At 63.6% G+C, this 19,310-nt stretch carries 17 protein-coding genes; 11 read left to right on the forward strand and 6 right to left on the reverse strand.

What is annotated here, in order from left to right:
- Positions 1-170: 170 nt before the first annotated feature.
- The 6 genes from DFR52_RS03580 (at position 171) to DFR52_RS03605 (ending at position 6,271) form a co-directional block, all read left to right on the forward strand.
- Positions 171-1,016 (forward strand): HpcH/HpaI aldolase/citrate lyase family protein, encoded by an 846-nt coding sequence (locus DFR52_RS03580; protein ID WP_110030516.1) that lies wholly within the window; start codon positions 171-173, stop codon positions 1,014-1,016.
- Positions 1,016-2,380: an MmgE/PrpD family protein gene (locus DFR52_RS03585; protein WP_110030517.1), complete on the forward strand. Its 1,365-nt coding sequence runs from the start codon at positions 1,016-1,018 to the stop codon at positions 2,378-2,380. Before DFR52_RS03580 ends, DFR52_RS03585 begins: the two co-directional genes overlap by 1 nt.
- A gap of 98 nt (positions 2,381-2,478) precedes the next feature.
- Positions 2,479-3,639, forward strand: a complete 1,161-nt coding sequence (locus DFR52_RS03590; RefSeq protein WP_110030518.1) for an acyl-CoA dehydrogenase family protein — start codon at positions 2,479-2,481, stop codon at positions 3,637-3,639.
- A gap of 16 nt (positions 3,640-3,655) precedes the next feature.
- A complete protein-coding gene (locus tag DFR52_RS03595) occupies positions 3,656-4,519 on the forward strand; it encodes an HTD2 family dehydratase (RefSeq protein ID WP_110030519.1) in 864 nt (287 codons plus the stop codon).
- Between the two features lie 179 nt (positions 4,520-4,698).
- On the forward strand, positions 4,699-5,394 hold the full coding sequence (locus DFR52_RS03600) for a hypothetical protein (protein ID WP_110030520.1): 696 nt from the start codon (positions 4,699-4,701) through the stop codon (positions 5,392-5,394).
- A complete protein-coding gene (locus DFR52_RS03605) occupies positions 5,372-6,271 on the forward strand; it encodes a hypothetical protein (protein WP_146215531.1) in 900 nt (299 codons plus the stop codon). Before DFR52_RS03600 ends, DFR52_RS03605 begins: the two co-directional genes overlap by 23 nt.
- Positions 6,272-6,479: 208 nt before the next feature.
- On the opposite strand, the gene DFR52_RS03610 is transcribed toward DFR52_RS03605, so the two are convergent.
- Positions 6,480-7,715 (reverse strand): T6SS phospholipase effector Tle1-like catalytic domain-containing protein, encoded by a 1,236-nt coding sequence (locus DFR52_RS03610; protein WP_110030522.1) that lies wholly within the window; start codon positions 7,713-7,715, stop codon positions 6,480-6,482.
- Between the two features lie 215 nt (positions 7,716-7,930).
- Here DFR52_RS03610 and DFR52_RS03615 point away from each other — a divergent pair, with 215 nt between their 5' ends.
- A complete protein-coding gene (locus DFR52_RS03615) occupies positions 7,931-9,844 on the forward strand; it encodes a potassium transporter Kup (protein WP_110030523.1) in 1,914 nt (637 codons plus the stop codon).
- 78 nt (positions 9,845-9,922) lie between these two features.
- Here the strand turns inward: DFR52_RS03615 and DFR52_RS03620 are convergent, their stop codons facing one another.
- From DFR52_RS03620 to DFR52_RS03635, 4 genes are read right to left on the reverse strand one after another with little or no spacing between them, the layout of a single operon-like run.
- Positions 9,923-10,705 (reverse strand): 3-hydroxybutyrate dehydrogenase, encoded by a 783-nt coding sequence (locus DFR52_RS03620; RefSeq protein WP_110030524.1) that lies wholly within the window; start codon positions 10,703-10,705, stop codon positions 9,923-9,925.
- Positions 10,706-10,710: 5 nt separating this feature from the next.
- Positions 10,711-11,328 (reverse strand): cytochrome b/b6 domain-containing protein, encoded by a 618-nt coding sequence (locus DFR52_RS03625; protein ID WP_110030525.1) that lies wholly within the window; start codon positions 11,326-11,328, stop codon positions 10,711-10,713.
- Between the two features lie 5 nt (positions 11,329-11,333).
- On the reverse strand, positions 11,334-12,077 hold the full coding sequence (locus DFR52_RS03630) for an acetoacetate decarboxylase (protein ID WP_110030526.1): 744 nt from the start codon (positions 12,075-12,077) through the stop codon (positions 11,334-11,336).
- A gap of 21 nt (positions 12,078-12,098) precedes the next feature.
- On the reverse strand, positions 12,099-13,214 hold the full coding sequence (locus tag DFR52_RS03635) for a DUF3734 domain-containing protein (protein ID WP_110030527.1): 1,116 nt from the start codon (positions 13,212-13,214) through the stop codon (positions 12,099-12,101).
- A 339-nt stretch (positions 13,215-13,553) separates the two neighbouring features.
- Here DFR52_RS03635 and DFR52_RS03640 point away from each other — a divergent pair, with 339 nt between their 5' ends.
- Positions 13,554-14,759, forward strand: coding sequence for an aromatic ring-hydroxylating oxygenase subunit alpha (locus tag DFR52_RS03640; RefSeq protein WP_245415177.1), 1,206 nt, complete (start codon positions 13,554-13,556; stop codon positions 14,757-14,759).
- Between the two features lie 82 nt (positions 14,760-14,841).
- On the opposite strand, the gene DFR52_RS03645 is transcribed toward DFR52_RS03640, so the two are convergent.
- The gene (locus DFR52_RS03645) at positions 14,842-16,266 is read right to left on the reverse strand and encodes an aminotransferase (protein ID WP_110030529.1); all 1,425 of its coding nucleotides are present in this window, start codon (positions 16,264-16,266) and stop codon (positions 14,842-14,844) included.
- A gap of 231 nt (positions 16,267-16,497) precedes the next feature.
- Between DFR52_RS03645 and DFR52_RS03650 the strand changes: the two genes are divergently transcribed.
- The 3 genes from DFR52_RS03650 to DFR52_RS03660 are packed head-to-tail and all read left to right on the forward strand — an operon-like array spanning position 16,498 to position 19,300.
- Positions 16,498-17,397: an ABC transporter permease gene (locus DFR52_RS03650; RefSeq protein ID WP_110030530.1), complete on the forward strand. Its 900-nt coding sequence runs from the start codon at positions 16,498-16,500 to the stop codon at positions 17,395-17,397.
- Complete coding sequence (locus tag DFR52_RS03655; protein ID WP_110030531.1) at positions 17,394-18,209, forward strand: ABC transporter permease; 816 nt, start codon at positions 17,394-17,396, stop codon at positions 18,207-18,209. Before DFR52_RS03650 ends, DFR52_RS03655 begins: the two co-directional genes overlap by 4 nt.
- Before the next feature lie 11 nt (positions 18,210-18,220).
- A complete protein-coding gene (locus DFR52_RS03660; RefSeq protein ID WP_110031111.1) occupies positions 18,221-19,300 on the forward strand; it encodes an ABC transporter ATP-binding protein in 1,080 nt (359 codons plus the stop codon).
- Positions 19,301-19,310: the final 10 nt, after the last annotated feature.

The following is a 19,310-nucleotide window of genomic DNA, read 5'->3' on the forward strand; positions in this document are numbered from 1 at the left end:
TAACACTGAAATGGGTAGGCGATAACAACACGCTATAGACGAGCCTCTCCCTCTGCAATCCGGCCGGCATAGTGGAACGCGATGGTTGCCTTATCAAAATGCTATTGGCAGGCGGAGGCTTGGACCGCCTAACGTCCTATCTCCCGCTTCTTCCGTATCGCGACACCCAAATGCCCTTGTTGATCGAGACCCCATCGCTATTCCTTTTCGTGCCGGCGGACCGTCCAGACCGATATGCCGGCGCGTTGGAGTCCGGAGCCGACGCCGTGGTCATCGATCTCGAGGACGCGGTGGCGGCCGAGACCAAATCGATTGCCAGATCAATGCTTGTCGACCGGCTTTTGTCCGTGCCGGTGGCGACGGTACCGGTGCTGGTGCGCGTCAACGGCGCCGGGACGTCGTTTCACGCGGATGATCTGGCGGCGGTTTCCTGCCTGCTGCAGGCTGGCCGGATGGCGGGGGTGATGCTGCCGAAGGCGGAGTCGGCCGGGCATATCCGCGCGATTCGCGCCGGACTTGCTCTGCCAGCCGCGATTGTCGCCCTCGTGGAGACAGCGGCCGGGCTAGCCCTCGCCGACGAGATTGCCGGCACGGCGGACAGGATTGCCTTCGGCTCGGTCGATTTTGCCGCCGACATCGGCTGCGACCATAGCCGCGAGGCCCTCCTGCATGCCCGCTCCCGCCTGGTCATCGCCGCGCGCGCGGCGGGAATGCCGGCCCCCATCGACGGCGTCACCCGCGCGATCCGCGACGAGGAGGCCATCGAGAGCGACGCGCGTCATGGCGCCGGGCTTGGCCTGAAGGGCAAGCTGCTGATCCACCCCGCCCAGATCGCGCCCGCGCGCAGAGGATTCGCACCCACCGAAGCCGAAGTGGCGTGGTCGGACCGGGTTCTGGCGGCCATGGGCAATGGCGCCGCCGTATCCCTTGATGGACAGATGGTTGATGCGCCGGTGATTGCCCGCGCCCGCCAGATTCGCAACAATCACGACCGAACCTCGAACGGACACCCATGATGACGAAGACGACCGCGATCCTGGCCGACTATGTCGCCGGCCTCACCCATGAAGACCTGCCGGCCGACGTGCTCGAACGGGCGAGGAACCTGATGATCGACCTGGTGGCCAGCATCGTCCGCGCCGGTCATGAATCAGACTCGACGCCATCGGTGATGCGCATGATCGATCGGCTTGGGCTGGGCGCGCCGGGCGGTGCGCGGGTGTTCGGACAGTCCCAACACTACGGACCGGCCAGCGCCGCCCTGCTCAACGGCGTGCTCGGCCATTCGCTCGATTTCGATGACACCCACTCGGACAGTTCGCTGCATCCGAGCGCCCCTGTGGTCCCGGCGGCGCTGGCCGCCGCCGAGATGACCGGCGCATCCGGCCGCGATCTGCTCACCGCCATTGTCGCCGGCTACGAGGTCTGCTGCCGTCTCGGCAACGCGCTGGACCCCACCTCGCATTACGCACGCGGCTTTCACCCGACCGCCACCGCCGGCACATTCGGGGCCGCCGCTGCCGCCGGCAAACTGCTCGGCCTTGATGCGATTGGGCTTGAATCAGCCTTCGGTGTGGCGGCAAGCCAGGCAGCCGGATCGCTGCAGTTCCTGGTCAACGGCGCCTGGAACAAGCGCTACCAGGTGGGCGCGGCAGCGATGAACGGGCTGATTGCAGCGACGCTGGCGGCCGAAGGCTTCATCGGCGCCGCCGACGCGATCGAAGGTGGGCACGGATTCCTGCACGGCTACACCGACAATCCCCGGCCAGACATGGCGATCGCCGGTCTTGGGTCTGTCTACGAAACCATGAAGATCGGCATGAAGCCTTATCCGAGCTGCCGCTACACCCATGCCGCCATTGACGGGCTGCTGGCCCTGCGCGGCGAACAGGGCTGGTCCGGCGATGATATCCTCGGCGTGACCATCGGCCTGCACCGCAACGGCATCGTGCTCACCGGCGCGCCGCTGGCCGAGAAGCGGCGGCCGCAAAACGTCGTCGACGGCCAGTTCTCCATGCCGTTCACCGCCGCGATCGCGCTGCACCAGGGCCGTTTCGGCTGGGACGACTACGCCCTGCTCGGAGATCCCGCGGTGGAAGCCATCGCCGCCCGGGTCGATGTCTGCCGGGACGACCGGCTCGAAGGCAAGCGGCATCCTTTCGGCGCCCATGTCGCCGTGCGCACCGCCACCGGCATTCACACGCGCATGATGCCTGATCCGTCGGGAGAACCGGACAGCTTCCCGCCGCCCGCGCACATGGAAGATAAATTCATGGCGCTCGTCCGACCGGTGCTCGGCAACCGCGCCTCCGACCTCTATGCGCGTCTCGCCGGCATCGAGGCTGTCGAGGACATCCGCGAACTCCTCGACCAGGCATGATGGCCATATCTAGGAAGTATGGATGATCTCACCTTATCCTATTTGAAGTTATGGCGGCGCCACCCTAACGTCCGGTGGACTGCAATTGAGGATCGACCATGTCCGGGACTGGTGAGGAATACGCCGAGATTCGCGCGGAAGTGGCCAAGTTGTGCGCCGGTTTTGCGGGTGACTACTGGCAGCGTCTCGAGCGCGACAACACCTATCCGGCGGAGTTCGTCGCAGCCCTGACGGATGCGGGCTACCTGGCCGCGCTGATTCCGGAGGAATATGGCGGCTCCGGGCTGCCGCTCTCGGCGGCCGCAGCAATTCTCGAGGAAATCCAGCGTTCCGGCGGCAACGGCGGCGCCTGCCATGCGCAGATGTACATCATGGGCGCCATCCTCAGGCATGGCAGCGAGGCGCAGAAGCAGCAATACCTGCCGGAGATCGCCGCCGGGCGCCTCAGGCTGCAGGCCTTCGGCGTCACCGAGCCGACAAGCGGCACCGACACGACGTCGATCAAGACCTTCGCCGCGCGGGACGGCGACGACTATGTCGTCAATGGCCAGAAGATCTGGACCTCGCGGGCCGAATACTCCGACCTGATGCTGCTGCTCGCCCGCACCACGCCGCGCGACGCGGTGGCAAAGCGCACCGAGGGGCTCTCCGTCTTCATCGTCGACATGCGCGAGGCGCAGAAGGCCGGCATGAGCATTCGCCCGATCCGGACCATGATGAACCATTCGACCACGGAGGTGTTCTTCGACAATGTCCGCATTCCCGCCGCCAATCTGATCGGCGAAGAGGGAAAGGGCTTTCGCTACATCCTCTCTGGCATGAATGCCGAGCGAATTCTGATTGCCGCCGAATGCGTCGGCGACGCCAAATGGTTCATAGAGAAGTCGAGTGCCTATGCCAGGGAGCGGGTCGTCTTCGGCCGGCCGATCGGCCAGAACCAGGGCATCCAGTTTCCCATAGCGCGCGCCTACGCGCAGATGAAGGCCGCCGATCTGATGGTCCGGGATGCCTGCCGGCGCTATGAAGAGGGCGAGAATTGCGGCGAGGAAGCCAATATCGCCAAGCTCCTGGCTGCGGACGCCTCCTGGGCCGCCGCGGAAGCCTGCGTTCAGACCCATGGCGGCTTTGCCTTCGCCGAGGAATACGATGTCGAACGCAAGTTCCGAGAGACCCGGCTCTACCAGGTGGCACCGATCTCGACCAATCTGATCCTGAGCTACATCGCCGAGCATGTGCTCGGCATGCCGCGATCCTATTGACCCTGGGAGATCAGGCATGAGTGCACTCGACATCGAACACCTTCGCGGCTGGATCGGCCGCACCCAGGAGAAAAGCGACACGGTCTCGCCGCGGCTGGTCGAGAGCTTCAATGCCCTCTTCGACGCCGAATCCGGCATCGCGGCCGGCGACATCGCGCCGCTCGGCATTCACTGGTGCCTGGCGCCAGACATCGCCCCGATGCATGTGCTGGGCCCGGACGGCCATCCGGCTCGCGGCGGCTTCCTGCCGCCGGTGCCGCTGCAGCGACGCATGTGGGCGGGCGGACGGATGCAGTCTCCCGGCGACATACGGGTGGGCGACATCGTCACCAGGCGCTCGCGGATCGAGGACGTGACCGAGAAGTCCGGCCGCTCCGGCCCGCTTGTGTTCGTGACCGTCCGTCATGATTATGTGACGCCGCGCGGCGTGGCGCTCGGCGAGCGGCAGGATATCGTCTACCGCGACCGGGAGACCGGCGGCACCGGCCGGACCGCCCCCACGACCGGTCCCGGTCCAGAGCCGATCCGGGCCGAGCATTCGCGCCAGATCAAGGCCTCGCCGACCTTGCTCTTCCGCTATTCGGCACTGACGTTCAACGGCCACCGCATTCACTACGACCTGCCCTATGCCATGGATGTGGAGCAGTATCCGGGCCTGGTCTTCCATGGTCCGCTGCAGGCGACCTGTCTCATGCGCCTGGCGGCGGAGATCGCCGGTACCCCGCTTGCAAGTTTCGACTACCGCTCGGTGGCGCCGTTGTATGCGGGTGGCGAAATCTCGCTCCATGCGGCGGAGAGTCAAGCTGGGCTCGACCTGTGGGTCGCCGACGCCTCGCACAATGTCACGATGAAGGCCACGGCGGTTCTTTGCGCTGGATGAAGCAAGCCGCGTCCCGCAGCGACAGCCCCGGGGCGACCGAGTCAAGCGGATCCCGTCCGTTCACTTCGCCGAAACCGCCCAGTGCCCGCATGTCTGTGTTGCTGAATATCCTGATTGTGATACTGTAGAGATGCGAAAACCATTGCAAATTGCGGGAAATTTGGGCGAGGAGACATACTGTGTCCGACAGTTCGGCACCTTACATCTTGTCTTTGCTTGTGGCAGGTCTGGGGTGGCTCATCAATTCGTCGGTTGCGGAGTTCAAGGCGCTCAATCTCATCGAGTATGAGTTGACCCGGGTCGAGGCTGACTACAAGGGAAGCCGCCAAGCCTACGTCAACATCGACATCTCCAACCGCTCCTATTCGAAGGCGCTGCTGAGTGGCGCTTTCACATTCATATGCGTTGAGGCCGACCGCGACAGTTGTTTCGGCCATTCCGGCGGCTCGGCTGACAAGCCACTGGACACTGACCTGATCACGTTCCAGCCGCTTGAAGGGGTAGGAATGAAATCCAGGACACGAGTGGATGGAGGCGTATCGCAGCTTTCTGGGGATGCCCGGATCATGCCCCAGTCGGCAGTGCGATACCGGGTCATGGTCACCAGACCGGATCAGGAGTTCCTCGTCCTCCTCGATTATCCCGCCACTGCCGTTGATGCGTCCGCCCTGCAATTCAGAGAGGGCTCGTCGCTTGAAGGCTGGGTGGTGCGCAATTACCTCACCATTCTGCTGACGGGGTTCATCATCGTGTCCGTCATACTGGCGCTGTGGTTTGCGACCGCGTTCCTGGCCGCCGTCGGCGCCCGGCTTCGGCCGTCTCCACCCCCTGCCAAGCAAGCGGAGAAACATGATGTCCATATCAGCTTCACTTGAATTCAGAGTGGCTGTTGCTTTCTTGGCCTTCGGCTGGATGCCGGCCGTCGCCGAGGGCCAGGCGACGGCCGCCACCGCCGCGTCGGGCAAAACCGTTCGCATCGTGACCAGGACATCAGGCGGCGCGGAGGTTTGGGCAGAAGTAAAGCAGAAGCGGCTCGACGGCGAAGTGTCCGACGTCTCCTACATTCGCCATGTAAAAGGCCTAGCGGAGATCTACGCTCCGTCGTGCGACGCAACCCTGTATTTCAACGCCTATACCACCAAGCTGGGGGTCAACAATCCCGAAGGCGAACGCTGGTTGCCTTGCGCCCAACCCGAGGTCACCTTCAGTGATTTCGAGCTGATGACGGCGACCATCCTTTATCGCGACAAGCGCTTCTCCGATCCGGCGACGTGGCAGAAGGCCTTCGGTGGTGTCGTGACCGACAGCACCCTGCCCGATCAACTGGCCGAAGCCTTTGCGAACAAAGAGTACGGCCGGGTTGCCATCATCAGCACCGAACTCAAGGAACAGTTCAGGACGGCAGGCAAGGTCGAAGAGGCAGGTTTCTTTTATGGCATCGCCATCGATGCAGGCGCGCGCGGCGCCGTGGCCAAGCTCGACCTGCCGATCAGCGACGAGACGCTTGAAACGTTCGCCTATTTTGACGACCGGCCGGAGCTCACCACTGAGGCCAAGGGCTGGCTCGGAGACTACCAGATCAAAGATCTTGGGGTAAGCGCTGGAGCCCAAAATCTCGGCAAGCTCGACTGGAAGACCATGCGGTCCCTGCAGGGTGGGGACAGCGCCAATGTCGAACTCTACAAGGTACCCGACGGGGCCATTGCGAATTTCGATCCCGATGTATTCATCAATCGCAAGCCTGTCATGTAGACAGCACCGCAGCCGCGCCTCGCACGTGCTCCTCCGATCTGTCAGCTGTCTTGTTGAAGCCAATGCGCGAGTCGGCAAGGCTAAAGCCAGATCGATATGGATGGGAGGGTCCGAGAATATCCCGCGGCGGGGGCCACAATTCGGCTCTTATGCGGGTGGCACCGTTTCCCCCTCGTTGGCGCAGCCGCCACGATCGGGCACGCTGCCGTCATGGCGTTCGCCGTTCTGCTCCTTCACCGCGCAGATTCCCCGGCCTGTAGCCGGCGACGGACGTCGTCCGGTCGCGGACGGACGGATGAATCCTCGCGTTCGCCGGGATGTGCCGTGGCTCCGACAACGGCAGGTACCAACCCAGGAATGACCGCCTCCCGGGCCACTGCCGCAGGTGGACAGACTTTGGAACATATTCGAGAAGTCGCCACCAGACGCTCATCGAATCGTGAAGCTTCGCCGCCGCGTCCGGGGCCGGATAGAGGTATTCCGTGCTTGAACTGAAAGCCCTGATGCCGGTGACATAGTCCGCCATGCGATCGAAGACCGCCAGGCCGCAGGACTTGGCCTCCTGGATCATCCAGATCAGCGGGAACTGCGAGATGCCGCTGTCCTTGCGGGCATGGCCGCCGCCGACGTCGCTGTGATAGCCGCTGAACCACATCTCCACCGCATCCTGGGGATCAGGCGTCCCCCGGGAATGGATGTTGGGCTGAAACCGCTGCCCCTGCTCCCAGTCGTCCGGACGGAACATGCGTCGTCGTTCATCGATGGATATCGCATGCCGGAACGTCCGCACCGCGGGATTGCTGAGCGTGTGCGGCAGTTTTTCCGAAACAAGCGGAGGCCAGAGGCCTCCGGCATTGGGCACAAGCACCGAAGAGACGGTGTCGAACACACCCAGAAACGTCACAGACCCTGTGCGGGTCCCGGCAACCCGGCGGAAATTGGCGCCCTCGCCCTCGTAGCCATCGCCGCCCGAGGTGCCGGCTCCGCTCGACGTCGATCGGGACTGCTTGTAGGCCGTCAGGGCCGCGCCCGCCAGATGGATCTGTTCAGGTCGCAGGATGCCGATCTCGTAGATCAGCCCCGCAAGCACCCGCGCCGTGTGGGCGCCGCGGCTGAACCCGAAGATGAAGATCCTGTCGCGGATCGTCGCTTTGCCGCTTCCGGACTCGGCATAATGGGCGACGATGAACTCGTAGGCCTTGAGCACGTTGCCATCGAGGCCCAGGCCGAAGGCCAGGCCGAGAATATTCCTGAATTCCTGCCAGCGCCGGCCCCAGGCCCGAACCTGCCCGAGCGTGCCGACACCCTGGTCGTAGAAGACAAGCTGCTCGTCATTCTTTTCCAGCGTCCGGTAAAGCTTGAGCACATTGGAGAGGTTTTCCTCGATCTGGTTTCCCGTGCCATCGAGGCAGATCACGATGTTCTTCGGCTCTGGCGCTTCCATCCGATATTTCCCCGTTCAGCAGAACTGTACTTTGAAACGCGCAGAATGTCTTGCCGAACCTGTCAGGATGCCATTGGCCGCGTGGCGGAACCAGGTCGGGCTGCCGGCTCCGATGGACTGCTGCGGGCCGCTCGAAAGATTTCCGTGTCATGCCGGTTCCAATTCCCGTCCAATCGCCCTAGGTCTTTGACATCAGCGACACGGAAGGGCCATGCATGTCCGTCGGAAGTATGTCTGCCGCCTCCGAACTCCCAACAGATGGCAATCCACCCGGCCTCAAGCGCAATTCGGCGCTGGCGCTCGGCGCTCTGGGGGTTGTCTACGGCGACATCGGCACCAGCCCTCTCTATGCGCTCCGCGAGGCGGTGCGTGCGTCTGCGGGTCCCGGCGTGCCGATGGACCAGGAGATCACCGGGGCGCTGTCGATCATCTTCTGGGCGCTGACGCTGATCGTCACTGTCAAATACGCCATCTTCGTGCTGCGCGCCGACAACAAGGGCGAAGGCGGCACGCTGGCCATCATGTCGGTGGCCAAATCCGTGGCGGGCCGCCATGCCACGGTCGTGGCGGCGCTGGGCATGATCGGCGCCTCTCTCTTCCTGGGTGACGCGGTGATCACGCCCGCCATTTCGGTGCTCTCCGCCGTGGAGGGCCTGCAGGTTGCGGCACCTCAGGTCGCCCACTTCACCGTTCCCATCGCCGTGGTGATCCTGATCATGCTGTTTGCCGTCCAGCGCTTCGGCACGGGAAGCGTGTCGCGCATCTTCGGCCCGATCACGCTGCTCTGGTTCCTCGTGCTTGGCGCCAGCGGCGCGGTGCACATCATCGACGCCCCCTCCATTCTCCGCGCCATCAATCCGCTGGAGGCCATCCGCTTCATCATCGAGAATATCGGTGTTGCCTCGGTGGTCATCGGCGCCGCCTTTCTCGCCGTGACCGGTGCCGAAGCGCTGTATGTGGATCTCGGCCATTTCGGCCGCCGACCGATCCTCTATGCCTGGTTCGGCCTGGTGTTCCCATGCCTCCTGCTTAACTATTTCGGCCAGGGCGCCTATCTCATTGCTGCAAACGCGCCCGTCGACCAGCCGTTTTTCCAGATGGCTCCGGACTGGGCCCATCTGCCGCTTGTGCTGCTGGCGACGGTGGCCACCGTGATTGCCAGCCAGGCAGTGATCTCGGGCGCGTTCTCACTCACCCGTCAGGCCATCCAACTGCATTTCCTGCCGCGCATGGGCATAGTCCACACCTCGTCGTCGCAATCGGGCCAGATCTATCTTGCGCAGATCAACACCATCCTGCTCATCTGTGTGCTGCTGCTGGTGGTGGGATTCGGCTCCTCGGAAGCGATTGCCTCCGCCTATGGCATTTCCGTCTCCGGCGAAATGCTGGTCACCACGATCCTGCTGCTGATCGTCATGCGCAAACTGTGGAAATGGTCGCCGCTGGCGGTGCTGGCGGCGGCCGTGCCGTTCCTGATCATCGACATCACCTTCCTCGCGGCCAATTCGCTCAAGTTCCTGGATGGCGGCTGGGTGTCGATCCTGATCGCGGGTACCGTGCTCGTGCTGATGTGGACCTGGACCCGCGGCAGCGCCTATCTGTTCCAGAAGACGCGGCGGGCGGAAATGCCGTTGCCGGCATTGCTGCGCTCCCTCGCCGGCAACCCGCCGCACATCGTGCCCGGCACCGCGGTCTTCCTGACTGGCGATCCCGACAGCGCGCCTACCGCGCTCCTGCACAGCCTCAAGCACTACAAGGTGCTGCACGAGAAGAACATCATCCTGACAGTCGTCACCATGCCGCAGCCCAGGGTGACACGCGCCGACCGCGCCGAGATCAGCGAACTGTCTGACCTGTTCACCCTTGTCACCCTTCGCTACGGTTTCATGGAGACGCCCAACGTCCCGATGGCGCTCGCCCAGTGCCGGAAGAAGGGCCTGGCGTTCGACGTCATGACCACATCGTTCTTCCTGTCGCGCCGCTCGCTGGTGCCGAGCCGGCACTCGGGCCTGCCCATGTGGCAGGACCGCATCTTCATCGCCATGGCACGCAGCGCCACCGATGCCTCAAGCTACTTCGCGCTCCCCACCAGCCGTGTCGTGGAGATCGGCGCCCAGTTCATCATCTGAAGCGCCTGACCGGATGGCGGCGGCGGCCCCGACCGTGACATCGGGGACCCGGTCCATCCACGGTGATCCCGAATCCGGTCAGTTCATGTACCAGCCATGGCTGACCACCAGCGACTGGCCGGTGAGCGCATTGGTGGGGAAATCGGCGAAAAGATGGGCCACCGCCGCCACGTCCTCGATGGTGGTGAACTCCTTGTCCACCGTCTCGCCGAGCATCACGGTCTCGATCACTTCCTGTTCGGAGATGCCGAGCGTCCTGGCCTGTTCGGGGATCTGCTTTTCCACCAGCGGCGTCTTGACGAAGCCGGGGCAGATCACATTGGCGCGAACGCCATGGGCGGCGCCTTCCTTCGACAGCACCCGCGCGAACCCCAGCAGCCCGTGCTTGGCGGTCACATAGGCCGATTTGAGCTTCGAGGCTTCCTTCGAATGCACCGATCCCATGAAGATGATCGAGCCGCTGCCCTGCTTGTACATGTGCGGCAGGCAGGCTTTCGACGTCAGGAACGCGCCGTCGAGATGGATGGCGAGCAGTTTCTTCCATTGAGCGAAGGGAAAGTCCTCGACCGGGTGGACGATCTGGATCCCGGCGTTGGAGACCAGCACGTCGACAGTGCCCCATTTCTCCACGACCGCGGCGACGCCGGCATTGACCTGGTCCTCGTCGGACACATCCATCGCCACCGCCATGGCCGTGCCGGGACCCTGCTTGCTCAGCGTGTCGGCGGCCTCCTGCGCCACGTCAAGCTTCAGGTCGGCGATCACCACCCTGCCGCCGTCGGCGATGAAGCGTGTCGCGATGCCGTAGCCGATGCCGCTTGCGGCACCCGTGATCAGGCAGACTTTTCCGTTAAGACTCATGACTATCACTCACTTTCTTGATTTTGGCCGCGGCGCAATGACCACATTTCGCCGAGGCTGAGGTTGGAGAGGTAATGATGCAGAACGGCGAGCGCGGCATGGCCGATCAGATAGGCCCAGACCAGATTTGCGAACAGTTCGTGGGCTTCCTTGTCGAGACGGACGAATGCGCTCTGCGTGGCGTCGTTCAGTTCGCCAATGAAGTAGATCGTCCCCGTCAGCGCCATGAATGTCATCAGCAGCAGGCCGAGGCCATGCACGGCGGAGGCGAGCGGCGCGTCATCCTCATACGGCGGCAGCCGGAGCTTCATCAGCGACCGAAGATGGATCTTGATGTCGGTCCAGACCGCGCCGATGCGGCTGCCGGAAAGCCACGGGAACAACAGACCGGCACTTATGCCCCGGCGGCGTGCGGCCATCGCCAGCCAGAAGCCGAACGCCGCCAGCAGCGCGAACAGGCCGACATATTCATGCACGCTGAACAGCCAGTCGCCGGGCGTCGCTCCTCTTGGATGCCGCATGAACTGGCTGCTCGCCAGTTGCAGGATGATCGCCGTCGCCAGCGACGCATGCGCGAGGCGTGTCGCCAGCGTGTGTTTGGGAGAGATGGATTGAGTTGCCATTGCTGTCAGCCTTCCGCGAGATAGTCGTGAATCACCTCGCCGAGCCCCAGTGTGAGGTCGGCAACCAGGTGTACCGCGGAAATCACTTTTTTCACCGGCAATTCCGCCACCGGCGCCAGCGCGTGATCGCCCAGTTGCAATCCGGCCGGACCTTCCCAGGCGCCCTTCACCGTCAGGTCGATGAGATGGTAGCGCACCAGTTCGCAGATGCGCGGCGTGCAATCCACGTGCGGAATGATCTTGAGCAGGAACGAGGGCGTTTCCAGGCGGGCTTTTACCGCCGCCAGATCCAGCGCCCTGTGCTTGTATCCCATCGTGCCGGTGGCGACCCGAACGGAACCGACATCTAGCGTGCCGACCAGCGTGTCCTTTTCCACCCTGAGCGCCGGATCGGCGAGTTTCTTCGGGAAGCCCCAGATCTCGCGGCCGCCGGCGATCGGGGCATCGTCGTTGAGATACATCGAATGGACATATCCGCCCTTCTGGCCGTTGAAGCTGACGGGAATTACCTGCCCGGATTCGGTGTAATCGCCGAAACCGGTGGAATCGGGCATCCGGATGAACTCGTATTTGACGATCGGCTCGGTGACCTGCAGCGGCTCGGGCACCACGGCCCTGAGCGCATCCATGTCGGTTTCATAGGTGATGACCAGATATTCGCGGTTGATGAACCGGTAGGGGCCGACTGGAAAGGACGGATTGGTCAGCGGCATGGCGAAGGCGGATTTCTTGACGTCGGAGATGTTCATCGGAAGATCCTTGGGCGACGGTCAGTCGTCTCCCTTGTTGAGGTCGAAGATCTGCAGGCTGTCGGCCGAGATCGTGCGGTTTTTCCACGCCGTGTGACCCAGCGTCTTCACCACGTCGGCCTTGCCGGCATTCCAGTGGTCGTTCATCGACAGCCGGGAAAATTCGTAATCCTTGGCGCTGCCTTCATATTCCGCCATCCGGTGGATGAGGTGCACGAGGGTCACAGCGCATTTTGCGTCGATCTCGAGCAGGCGCTTGAGATCGGGGTCGTCCTTGAATTCATCCGGCAACTTCTCCTGCAGCCGCTGCGCGGCGGCGCTGATGTCGTGGAGCTGCAGGAACCGGTCGGTGGTCAGTCGCGTCCGGCTGGAGTATCGGATGTCCTTCTCGCGCTGCGCCACTTCGATCAGGCTCTCGGGCAGCGCCCCGCGGGCGCTGAACAGGTCGATCTGGAAGATGCACAAGGGCCTCTCGCCGGAATTTTCCAGCACGTGCTGCAGCGGCGTGTTGGAAACGAGGCCACCGTCCCAGTACCAGTGGCCGTCGATCTCGACCGGCGGGAAACCCGGGGGCAGCGCGCCGCTGGCCATGATGTGCTCCGGCCCTAAGCGGGTCGTGGTGGAATCGAAATAGGCGAAGTTGCCGGTCTTTATGTTGACCGCCCCGAGGCTGAGCCGTGGGCCGCGCTCGTTGAGATAATCGAAATCGATGATGTCCGTCAGCGTCTTGAGCAGCGGCGAGGTGTCGTAGAAGCTGACCCCTCGCGCGGCCGGACCCGTCCCCGGCCAGGCGAAAGGCCACCAGGGACGAAAGAACCCGGACACGCCGTTGACCAGCGAGAGATTGGCCGAGATCTCGTTGAACGCCGTGCGCGAACGGACATCGCCGAAGAGCGGATGGCCGAGAACATCGTTGGTGATCTCTTCCCAGAAGCCACGCAATCGCCTGAGCCTGTTGGCCGGTTCGTTGCCGGCGATGATGCCGGCATTGATGGCGCCGATGGAAATGCCCGCGAGCCACTCCGGTTCGTAGCCACGGCCGCTCAACACCTCGTAGGCGCCGGCCTGGAAGGAACCGAGCGCTCCACCGCCTTGAAGCACAAGCGTGTTGAGCTCTTTTTGGTCGTTGCGCGCCATTCAGACTGCCTTTCCGGTGTCGGCCTTGCGGGCGTCGGCCCGGGCCACAAGACCTGCGGCCACCGATTTGCTTCAACCTCGCCCCAGTCATGCATATAGTTATGACATGCGCATATTGCAGGTGCGAAGAAGGGGTGCGGCAATTTGGGAGTCTGCGCCGGTGCCTCGTCGCGCGCCCGCTGTGTCGGCCACTCTCCGGCCTTGGCCGCAATGTTTGAAATCCGCCAAGTCCCTCCGGCGCCGGCCGGAATTAATCCTGTTCCGCGCTCCCGCACCCTTCCAAAAATGCGAAAATTGTGTTCTTATTGAATGAATGTTCAGCAAACAAGGACAAGCGATGTGACCGCAATTGCTCGAAATACCTCCGTTCCGGAACAGTGGGATCGCCGGGGTCTTCCGGGCTGGTGCTATCACAGCGAGGAATTGCTGCTGCTGGAAAAGACACTTGTCTTCCGCAGCCACTGGCAGATCGCCTGCCACGTCTCCGATGTGCCCGAGCCGGGCAATTACCTGGCGCTCGACGTCATGGGCGAGCGGGCACTGATCCTGCGCGACCAGGACGGCGTGGTGAACGCCTTCCACAACATCTGCCGGCATCGCGGCTCGCGCCTCGTCGCCGACGAGACCGGAACCTGCAGGAACGCGCTGGTCTGTCCGTTCCACGGCTGGGTCTACAATCTCGACGGCACCTTGCGCGGCCCTGCCCGGCCGAAGAGCTTTCCGCCGCTCGACAAGGACGAATTCGCGCTCAAGCGCATCGAGAGCGAGATCTGGAACGGCCTGGTCTTCATTCGCTTCCGGCCGGGCCCGCAGCCCGACGTGGCGTCCCTGATGGCGCCGTTTGCCGACGAACTCGGCCACTACGGCATCGCGGACATGGTGCCGACGGAAGATGGCATCTGGTCGCAGATCTCAGACGTCAACTGGAAGTCGGTGCGCGACGTCGACAACGAGGGCTACCACGTCGCCATGGCCCACCCTGCGCTGCAGGATCTCTACGGCCAGACCTATTACGACGAGCCTTTCGTCAACGGCCTGTCGCGATCCTTCGCCACCTGGAACTCCAGGCGCGCGCGGCGCTGGAGCGTGCGCAATTATGTCGGCATCGCCGAGGAAAATGCCCGCCTCCCCGAAAGCCACCGCAAGGCCTGGGCCTATTTCGGCATCTTTCCGAATGTCGTCATCGGCGTGACCCCGGAATGCGTCCAGTTCTATCAGGAATTCCCGATCTCGGTGTCGAAGTCGCTGTTGCGCGGCGGCATCTACCGCTACCGCGACGAGACCCGGCGGGCGAAGGCCGCGCGCTATCTGGCCGCCCGCATCGATCGCGAGACCCAGGCCGAGGACGTCCAGCTCACCGTCTGGTCGAACGAGGCGATGCGCTCGGACGCCTTCTCGGGTTTCTACCTCTCGGACCTCGAATACGGGGTGCGCAGCCACCACGACCATCTGCGCGCGCTGCTGCCGGTCATCACCCTCGCCGACAGCCCCGGCGAAGGCAATATCGCCACCACCAATGCGCGGATGCTCGCCGAGCGCGGCTGAGCCGGACCACCCGGCTCCGAGGCAATCCAAGAAAAGGCCGGGATCACTCCCGGCCTTTCTGTTTGATGATCGAGGCGGACCCTCAGCCGTTCCACAGCCCGTCGCGCGTGAGATCGTCCATCGTCTGCCTGATGCTGGCGGAGAGGATTTCCGTCATGCGGTCGATTTCCGGTTCGGTGATAATCAGCGGCGGCGAGATCACGCACATGTTGATCAGCGGCCGCACCAGAAGGCCCCGCTCCTGGCAATGCGCGTCGATGCGCTTGCCGACTTCAACATCGAGCGCCAGCGGATTGCGGTTGACCTTGTCGGCGACGCAGTCGACGCAGGCCATCAGACCCATGCCGCGCACTTCGCCGACCAGCGGCAGTTCCTCCAGCGTCTTCAGGCTCTTCTGGAAATAGGGCGAAATCGCCCGTGCATGCTCCAGCAGACCGTCCTCCAGAATGTCGAGATTCTTCAATGCCACCGCGCAGCCGATCGGATGACTGGAATAGGTCAGCCCGTGGGCAAACATCGCCTCGGGATGGTTGGAGCGGCGGAGTTCCTCCAGCAGACGCGCCGAGATCATCACACCGCCGAGCGGAAAATAGCCCGAGGTAACCCCTTTGGCGAAGGTGATCATGTCCGGCTCGATGCCGAAGACGTCCTTCGAGGCGAACACATGACCGAGCCGTCCGAAGGCTGTCACCACCTCGTCGGCGATGTAGAGAATGTCGTTGGCGCGGCAGAGCTCGAACATGCGTTTGACATAGCCGGCCGGCGGCACGATGACGCCGCCCGAGGCCATGATCGGCTCGGCCACATGGGCGCCGATGTTCTCGGCGCCGACCCGCTCGATCACCTGGCGGAACTCATCGACCAGGAAATCGGCGAACTGCGCCTCGTCCATGCCGGAGGGACGCTGGAACGGATTGGGGCACGACAGCATCACCACCTTGTCGGACAGACTGTCCATCCAGTTGAGGTCGCGTGGCCGTCCGTTGAGAGACGCCGACAGGTAGGTCGAGCCGTGATAGGCGCCCTGGCGCGAGACGATGATCTTCTTCTCCGGCCGGCCCCGGACATTGTTGGAAAACTGCATGAAGCGCAGGGCCGTTTCCACTGCCGACGAGCCGCCGGTGGTGAAAAAGACATGATCGAGATCGCCGGGCGCGTGCGCCGCCAGCCGTTCCGCCAGCTGCAGCGACGGCGCACTGGTGGTGTACCAGGGCGAACTGTAGGACAGTGCCATCGCCTGGTCGCGCATCGCGTCGGCGAGTTCGGCGCGGCGGTGACCGACATTGACGCACCACATGCCCGCCGGCCCGTCCATCAGCTTGCGGCCCGCCTCGTCGGTGACGTAGATGCCGTCGCCGGAGCCGATCGGGCCGAGGAGCGTGGTGCCGATGCTGCCGGCCTGCGGCCATGGCTGCACCAGCGGCCGTTGCCGATCGACGCGCGCTGCGTCAAGCTTCGGTCTGGCGGAAGTCTGGTGGTCGGCCGGCTTGGGCGAATGGGCTGTCATGCCGTATCTCCGTGTGTTTTTCTGGATCGGGTCTCGAAACAACCCGATGTTTTTTCATATCTAAATATATCCGTATTGAATATCCGTTCAATCAAAATCTGGAAGTTTCGCTTGATTTGATCGTCAAACTGTTGTCATCATTGGACAACGCTGATGCCTCATTGCCGACGGAGCACCGCCTTTGCGCATGCCGCATCTTCAGACTTGGGCCGATTCGACGGGTGCCCGGCCATGACGGCCGGCGCCACGGTCCCGGCGGCGCAGTCCCGGCGCTGGCGCGAGAGCGACGAGGCCCGCGGACTGGCGCTCATCTCCCCCACTCTCCTCTATGCAATAGCGCTGTTGCTGCTGCCGGTGATGATCGTCATTCTCTACAGCTTCTGGTCCCAGGATTACCTGACGATCGACCGCACCTTCACGCTGAAGAACTACCAGGAGGCGCTGTTCCAGCCGATCTATCGCGACCTCTTCCTGCGCTCGCTGTCGATCTCGCTGGTGGTCAGCGTCACGACCGTGCTGATGGCCTATCCGATCGCCTGGTACATCTCCTTCCATGGCGGCCGGAACAAGAACCTCTGGCTGTTCCTGGTCACGATCCCATTTCTCACCAGCTACCTGCTCCGGGTTCTGTCCTGGAAGGTGATCCTCGGCTATGAGGGCGTGCTGAACACCGGCCTGATGGCTTCCGGGCTGATCCACGAACCGATCACCTCGCTGCTCTACAATTCCAATGCCGTGGTGATCACCCTGGTGCACAGCTGGGTGGCCTTCGCCATCCTGCCGATCTATGTGTCGCTGGAAAAGATAGACCGCTCGCTGATCGAGGCCGGCCGCGATCTCGGTGACACCGCGCTGCAGAGTCTGATCCGGGTGGTGCTGCCGTTGTCACTCCCTGGCGTGATCTCGGCCTTCCTCATCGTCATGATTCCGACGGTCGGCGACTATGTCACGCCGAAGCTCGTCGGCGGCAAGGACGGGGTGATGATCGCCACCGCCATCCAGGTCAATTTCGGCCGCGCCGCCAACTGGCCGCTCGGTGCGGCGCTGTCGGTCACCACCATGGTGCTGGTCTCCGCCGCAGCCGGCATGATCGTGCTCGGCTTCCGCGCGCTTGTCAGGTCGGTGCGATGACGGCCATCCTCTCCCGAGTCCGCTGGCTGCCGGTCTATCTGACGCTGTTCATGGTGTTCCTGTATTTCCCCATCCTGCTCTTGCCGCTGTTCTCCTTCAACGACGCGGCCACCGCCAGCTTCCCCCTCACGGGCTTCACAACCCGATGGTACACCGCGCTCGCCGGCAATGACGTCATGCTGGGGGCCGCCTGGAACAGTCTCGTCGTCGGGCTCACGGTCTCGATCATCACCACGCTGCTTGCCATCTGCGCCGCCCGCGCGGTCACCCGCTACCGCTTCCGCGGCCAGCGCCCGGCCACCGGGCTGATCATGGCGCCGCTGTTCCTGCCCGAGATCATCGTCGCCGTCTCGCTGCTCATCGTGGTGCTGCAACTGGGTCTGCAGCTGTCACTCCTGACCATCGTTCTCGGCCAGATCGTCTTCTGCCTGCCCTATTCGATGTCGGTGCTGATGGCGGGTTTCGATGGCTTCGACCGCAGCCTCGAGGAGGCATCGCTGGATCTTGGCGAGACCGCCTTCGGCACGTTCCGCAGGGTGACGCTTCCGGTGGTCGCGCCGGCAATTCTCGCCAGCCTGCTGGTCAGCTTCACCGTCTCGCTTGACGAGTTCATCCTCGCCTTCTTCCTCTCCGGCACGTCGCCGACCCTGCCGGTCTATATCTGGGGCCAGTTGCGCTTCGCCGCCAAGCTGCCCGAGGTTCTGGCACTGGGATCGATCATGATGGTCGCCTCGGTGCTTCTGCTCTCCGCCGCCGAACTGTTCCGCCGCAATGCCGAACGCCGCCTCCAAGCCAGGGAATCCAAGTCATGACCGATGAGCCGATGATCCGGATCGAGGGCCTGTCGAAGGCCTATGGCGAGTTCCTGGCGCTCGACGATGTGTCGCTGACCATCCGGGAAGGCGAATTCTTCTCGCTGCTCGGCCCCTCCGGCTGCGGCAAGACCACGCTGCTCAGGCTCATCGCCGGCTTCAATGCCCCGACCGCCGGAACCATCGCCATTGACGGCAAGGCTAGCACGGGGCTGAAGGCCAATCAGCGTCCGACCAACATGGTGTTCCAGAACTACGCCATCTTTCCGCATCTCGATGTCGCGGAAAATGTCGGCTACGGCCTCAAGCGGCTCAGGCTCAGCCGCGCCGAGGAGGCACGGCTGGTGCAGGAGGCGCTGGACATGGTGCAACTGCCCGATCTCGGCCGCCGCAGGGCCAATGAGCTCTCCGGAGGTCAGCGCCAGCGGGTGGCGCTCGCCCGCGCCCTGGTCATGCGCCCCAAGGTGCTGCTGCTGGACGAGCCGCTCTCGGCGCTCGACAAGAAGCTGCGCGAGGAGATGCAGGCCGAACTGCGCGCCCTCCAGCAGCAGGTCGGAATCACCTTCGTGCTCGTCACCCATGACCAGTACGAGGCGCTGGCGCTGTCTGACCGGGTCGCCGTCATGTTCAACGGCCGCATCGCGCAGATGGACACGCCGATGCAGCTCTACCAGCACCCGGTCACCCGGCAGGTCGCAGATTTTCTCGGCGGAATGAATTTCCTCGACAGCCGCATTCTCGACGAGACTGGCGAACGTCTCACCGTCGAAACCGAGCGCTTCGGCCGGTTGACGCTGGCCAAGCCTGCCGGGTTTGCGGCGGCCGGCGGCCGCGCCACCGTCGGCATCCGCCCCGAACGGCTGCGCGTCCTCTGGGACGACGAGCGCGCCGAGCACGAGATCACCGGCACGGTGGCCAGCCGCGCCTACTTCGGAGAGACCACCAGCCTCGCGGTCAGGGTCGAAGGCCTCGATGCGCCGCTGTCCATTGTCGAGACCAACAATTTCGGCGCCGACGGCCTGCTGGTCGGAGCCGAAATCCGCCTTGCCTACGATCCGGATGCCCTGGTGCTGATGTCCGACCTTCGCTGAACCCACCCTC

The sequence above is a fragment of the Hoeflea marina genome (assembly GCF_003182275.1).
GTDB lineage: Bacteria > Pseudomonadota > Alphaproteobacteria > Rhizobiales > Rhizobiaceae > Hoeflea > Hoeflea marina.

Bases quoted from the DNA above. Each gene is read 5' to 3' on its own strand.
- DFR52_RS03630 (WP_110030526.1), bottom strand. From the start codon at position 12,077: ATGAACATCTCCGACGTCAAGAAATCCGCCTTCGCCATGCCGCTGACC.
- DFR52_RS03580 (WP_110030516.1), top strand. From the start codon at position 171: ATGCCCTTGTTGATCGAGACCCCATCGCTATTCCTTTTCGTGCCGGCG.
- DFR52_RS03655 (WP_110030531.1), top strand. From the start codon at position 17,394: ATGACGGCCATCCTCTCCCGAGTCCGCTGGCTGCCGGTCTATCTGACG.
- DFR52_RS03615 (WP_110030523.1), top strand. From the start codon at position 7,931: ATGTCCGTCGGAAGTATGTCTGCCGCCTCCGAACTCCCAACAGATGGC.
- DFR52_RS03595 (WP_110030519.1), top strand. From the start codon at position 3,656: ATGAGTGCACTCGACATCGAACACCTTCGCGGCTGGATCGGCCGCACC.
- DFR52_RS03660 (WP_110031111.1), top strand. From the start codon at position 18,221: ATGATCCGGATCGAGGGCCTGTCGAAGGCCTATGGCGAGTTCCTGGCG.
- DFR52_RS03620 (WP_110030524.1), bottom strand. From the start codon at position 10,705: ATGAGTCTTAACGGAAAAGTCTGCCTGATCACGGGTGCCGCAAGCGGC.
- DFR52_RS03650 (WP_110030530.1), top strand. From the start codon at position 16,498: ATGACGGCCGGCGCCACGGTCCCGGCGGCGCAGTCCCGGCGCTGGCGC.
- DFR52_RS03585 (WP_110030517.1), top strand. From the start codon at position 1,016: ATGACGAAGACGACCGCGATCCTGGCCGACTATGTCGCCGGCCTCACC.
- DFR52_RS03625 (WP_110030525.1), bottom strand. From the start codon at position 11,328: ATGGCAACTCAATCCATCTCTCCCAAACACACGCTGGCGACACGCCTC.
- DFR52_RS03645 (WP_110030529.1), bottom strand. From the start codon at position 16,266: ATGACAGCCCATTCGCCCAAGCCGGCCGACCACCAGACTTCCGCCAGA.
- DFR52_RS03590 (WP_110030518.1), top strand. From the start codon at position 2,479: ATGTCCGGGACTGGTGAGGAATACGCCGAGATTCGCGCGGAAGTGGCC.
- DFR52_RS03610 (WP_110030522.1), bottom strand. From the start codon at position 7,715: ATGGAAGCGCCAGAGCCGAAGAACATCGTGATCTGCCTCGATGGCACG.
- DFR52_RS03605 (WP_146215531.1), top strand. From the start codon at position 5,372: ATGTCCATATCAGCTTCACTTGAATTCAGAGTGGCTGTTGCTTTCTTG.
- DFR52_RS03635 (WP_110030527.1), bottom strand. From the start codon at position 13,214: ATGGCGCGCAACGACCAAAAAGAGCTCAACACGCTTGTGCTTCAAGGC.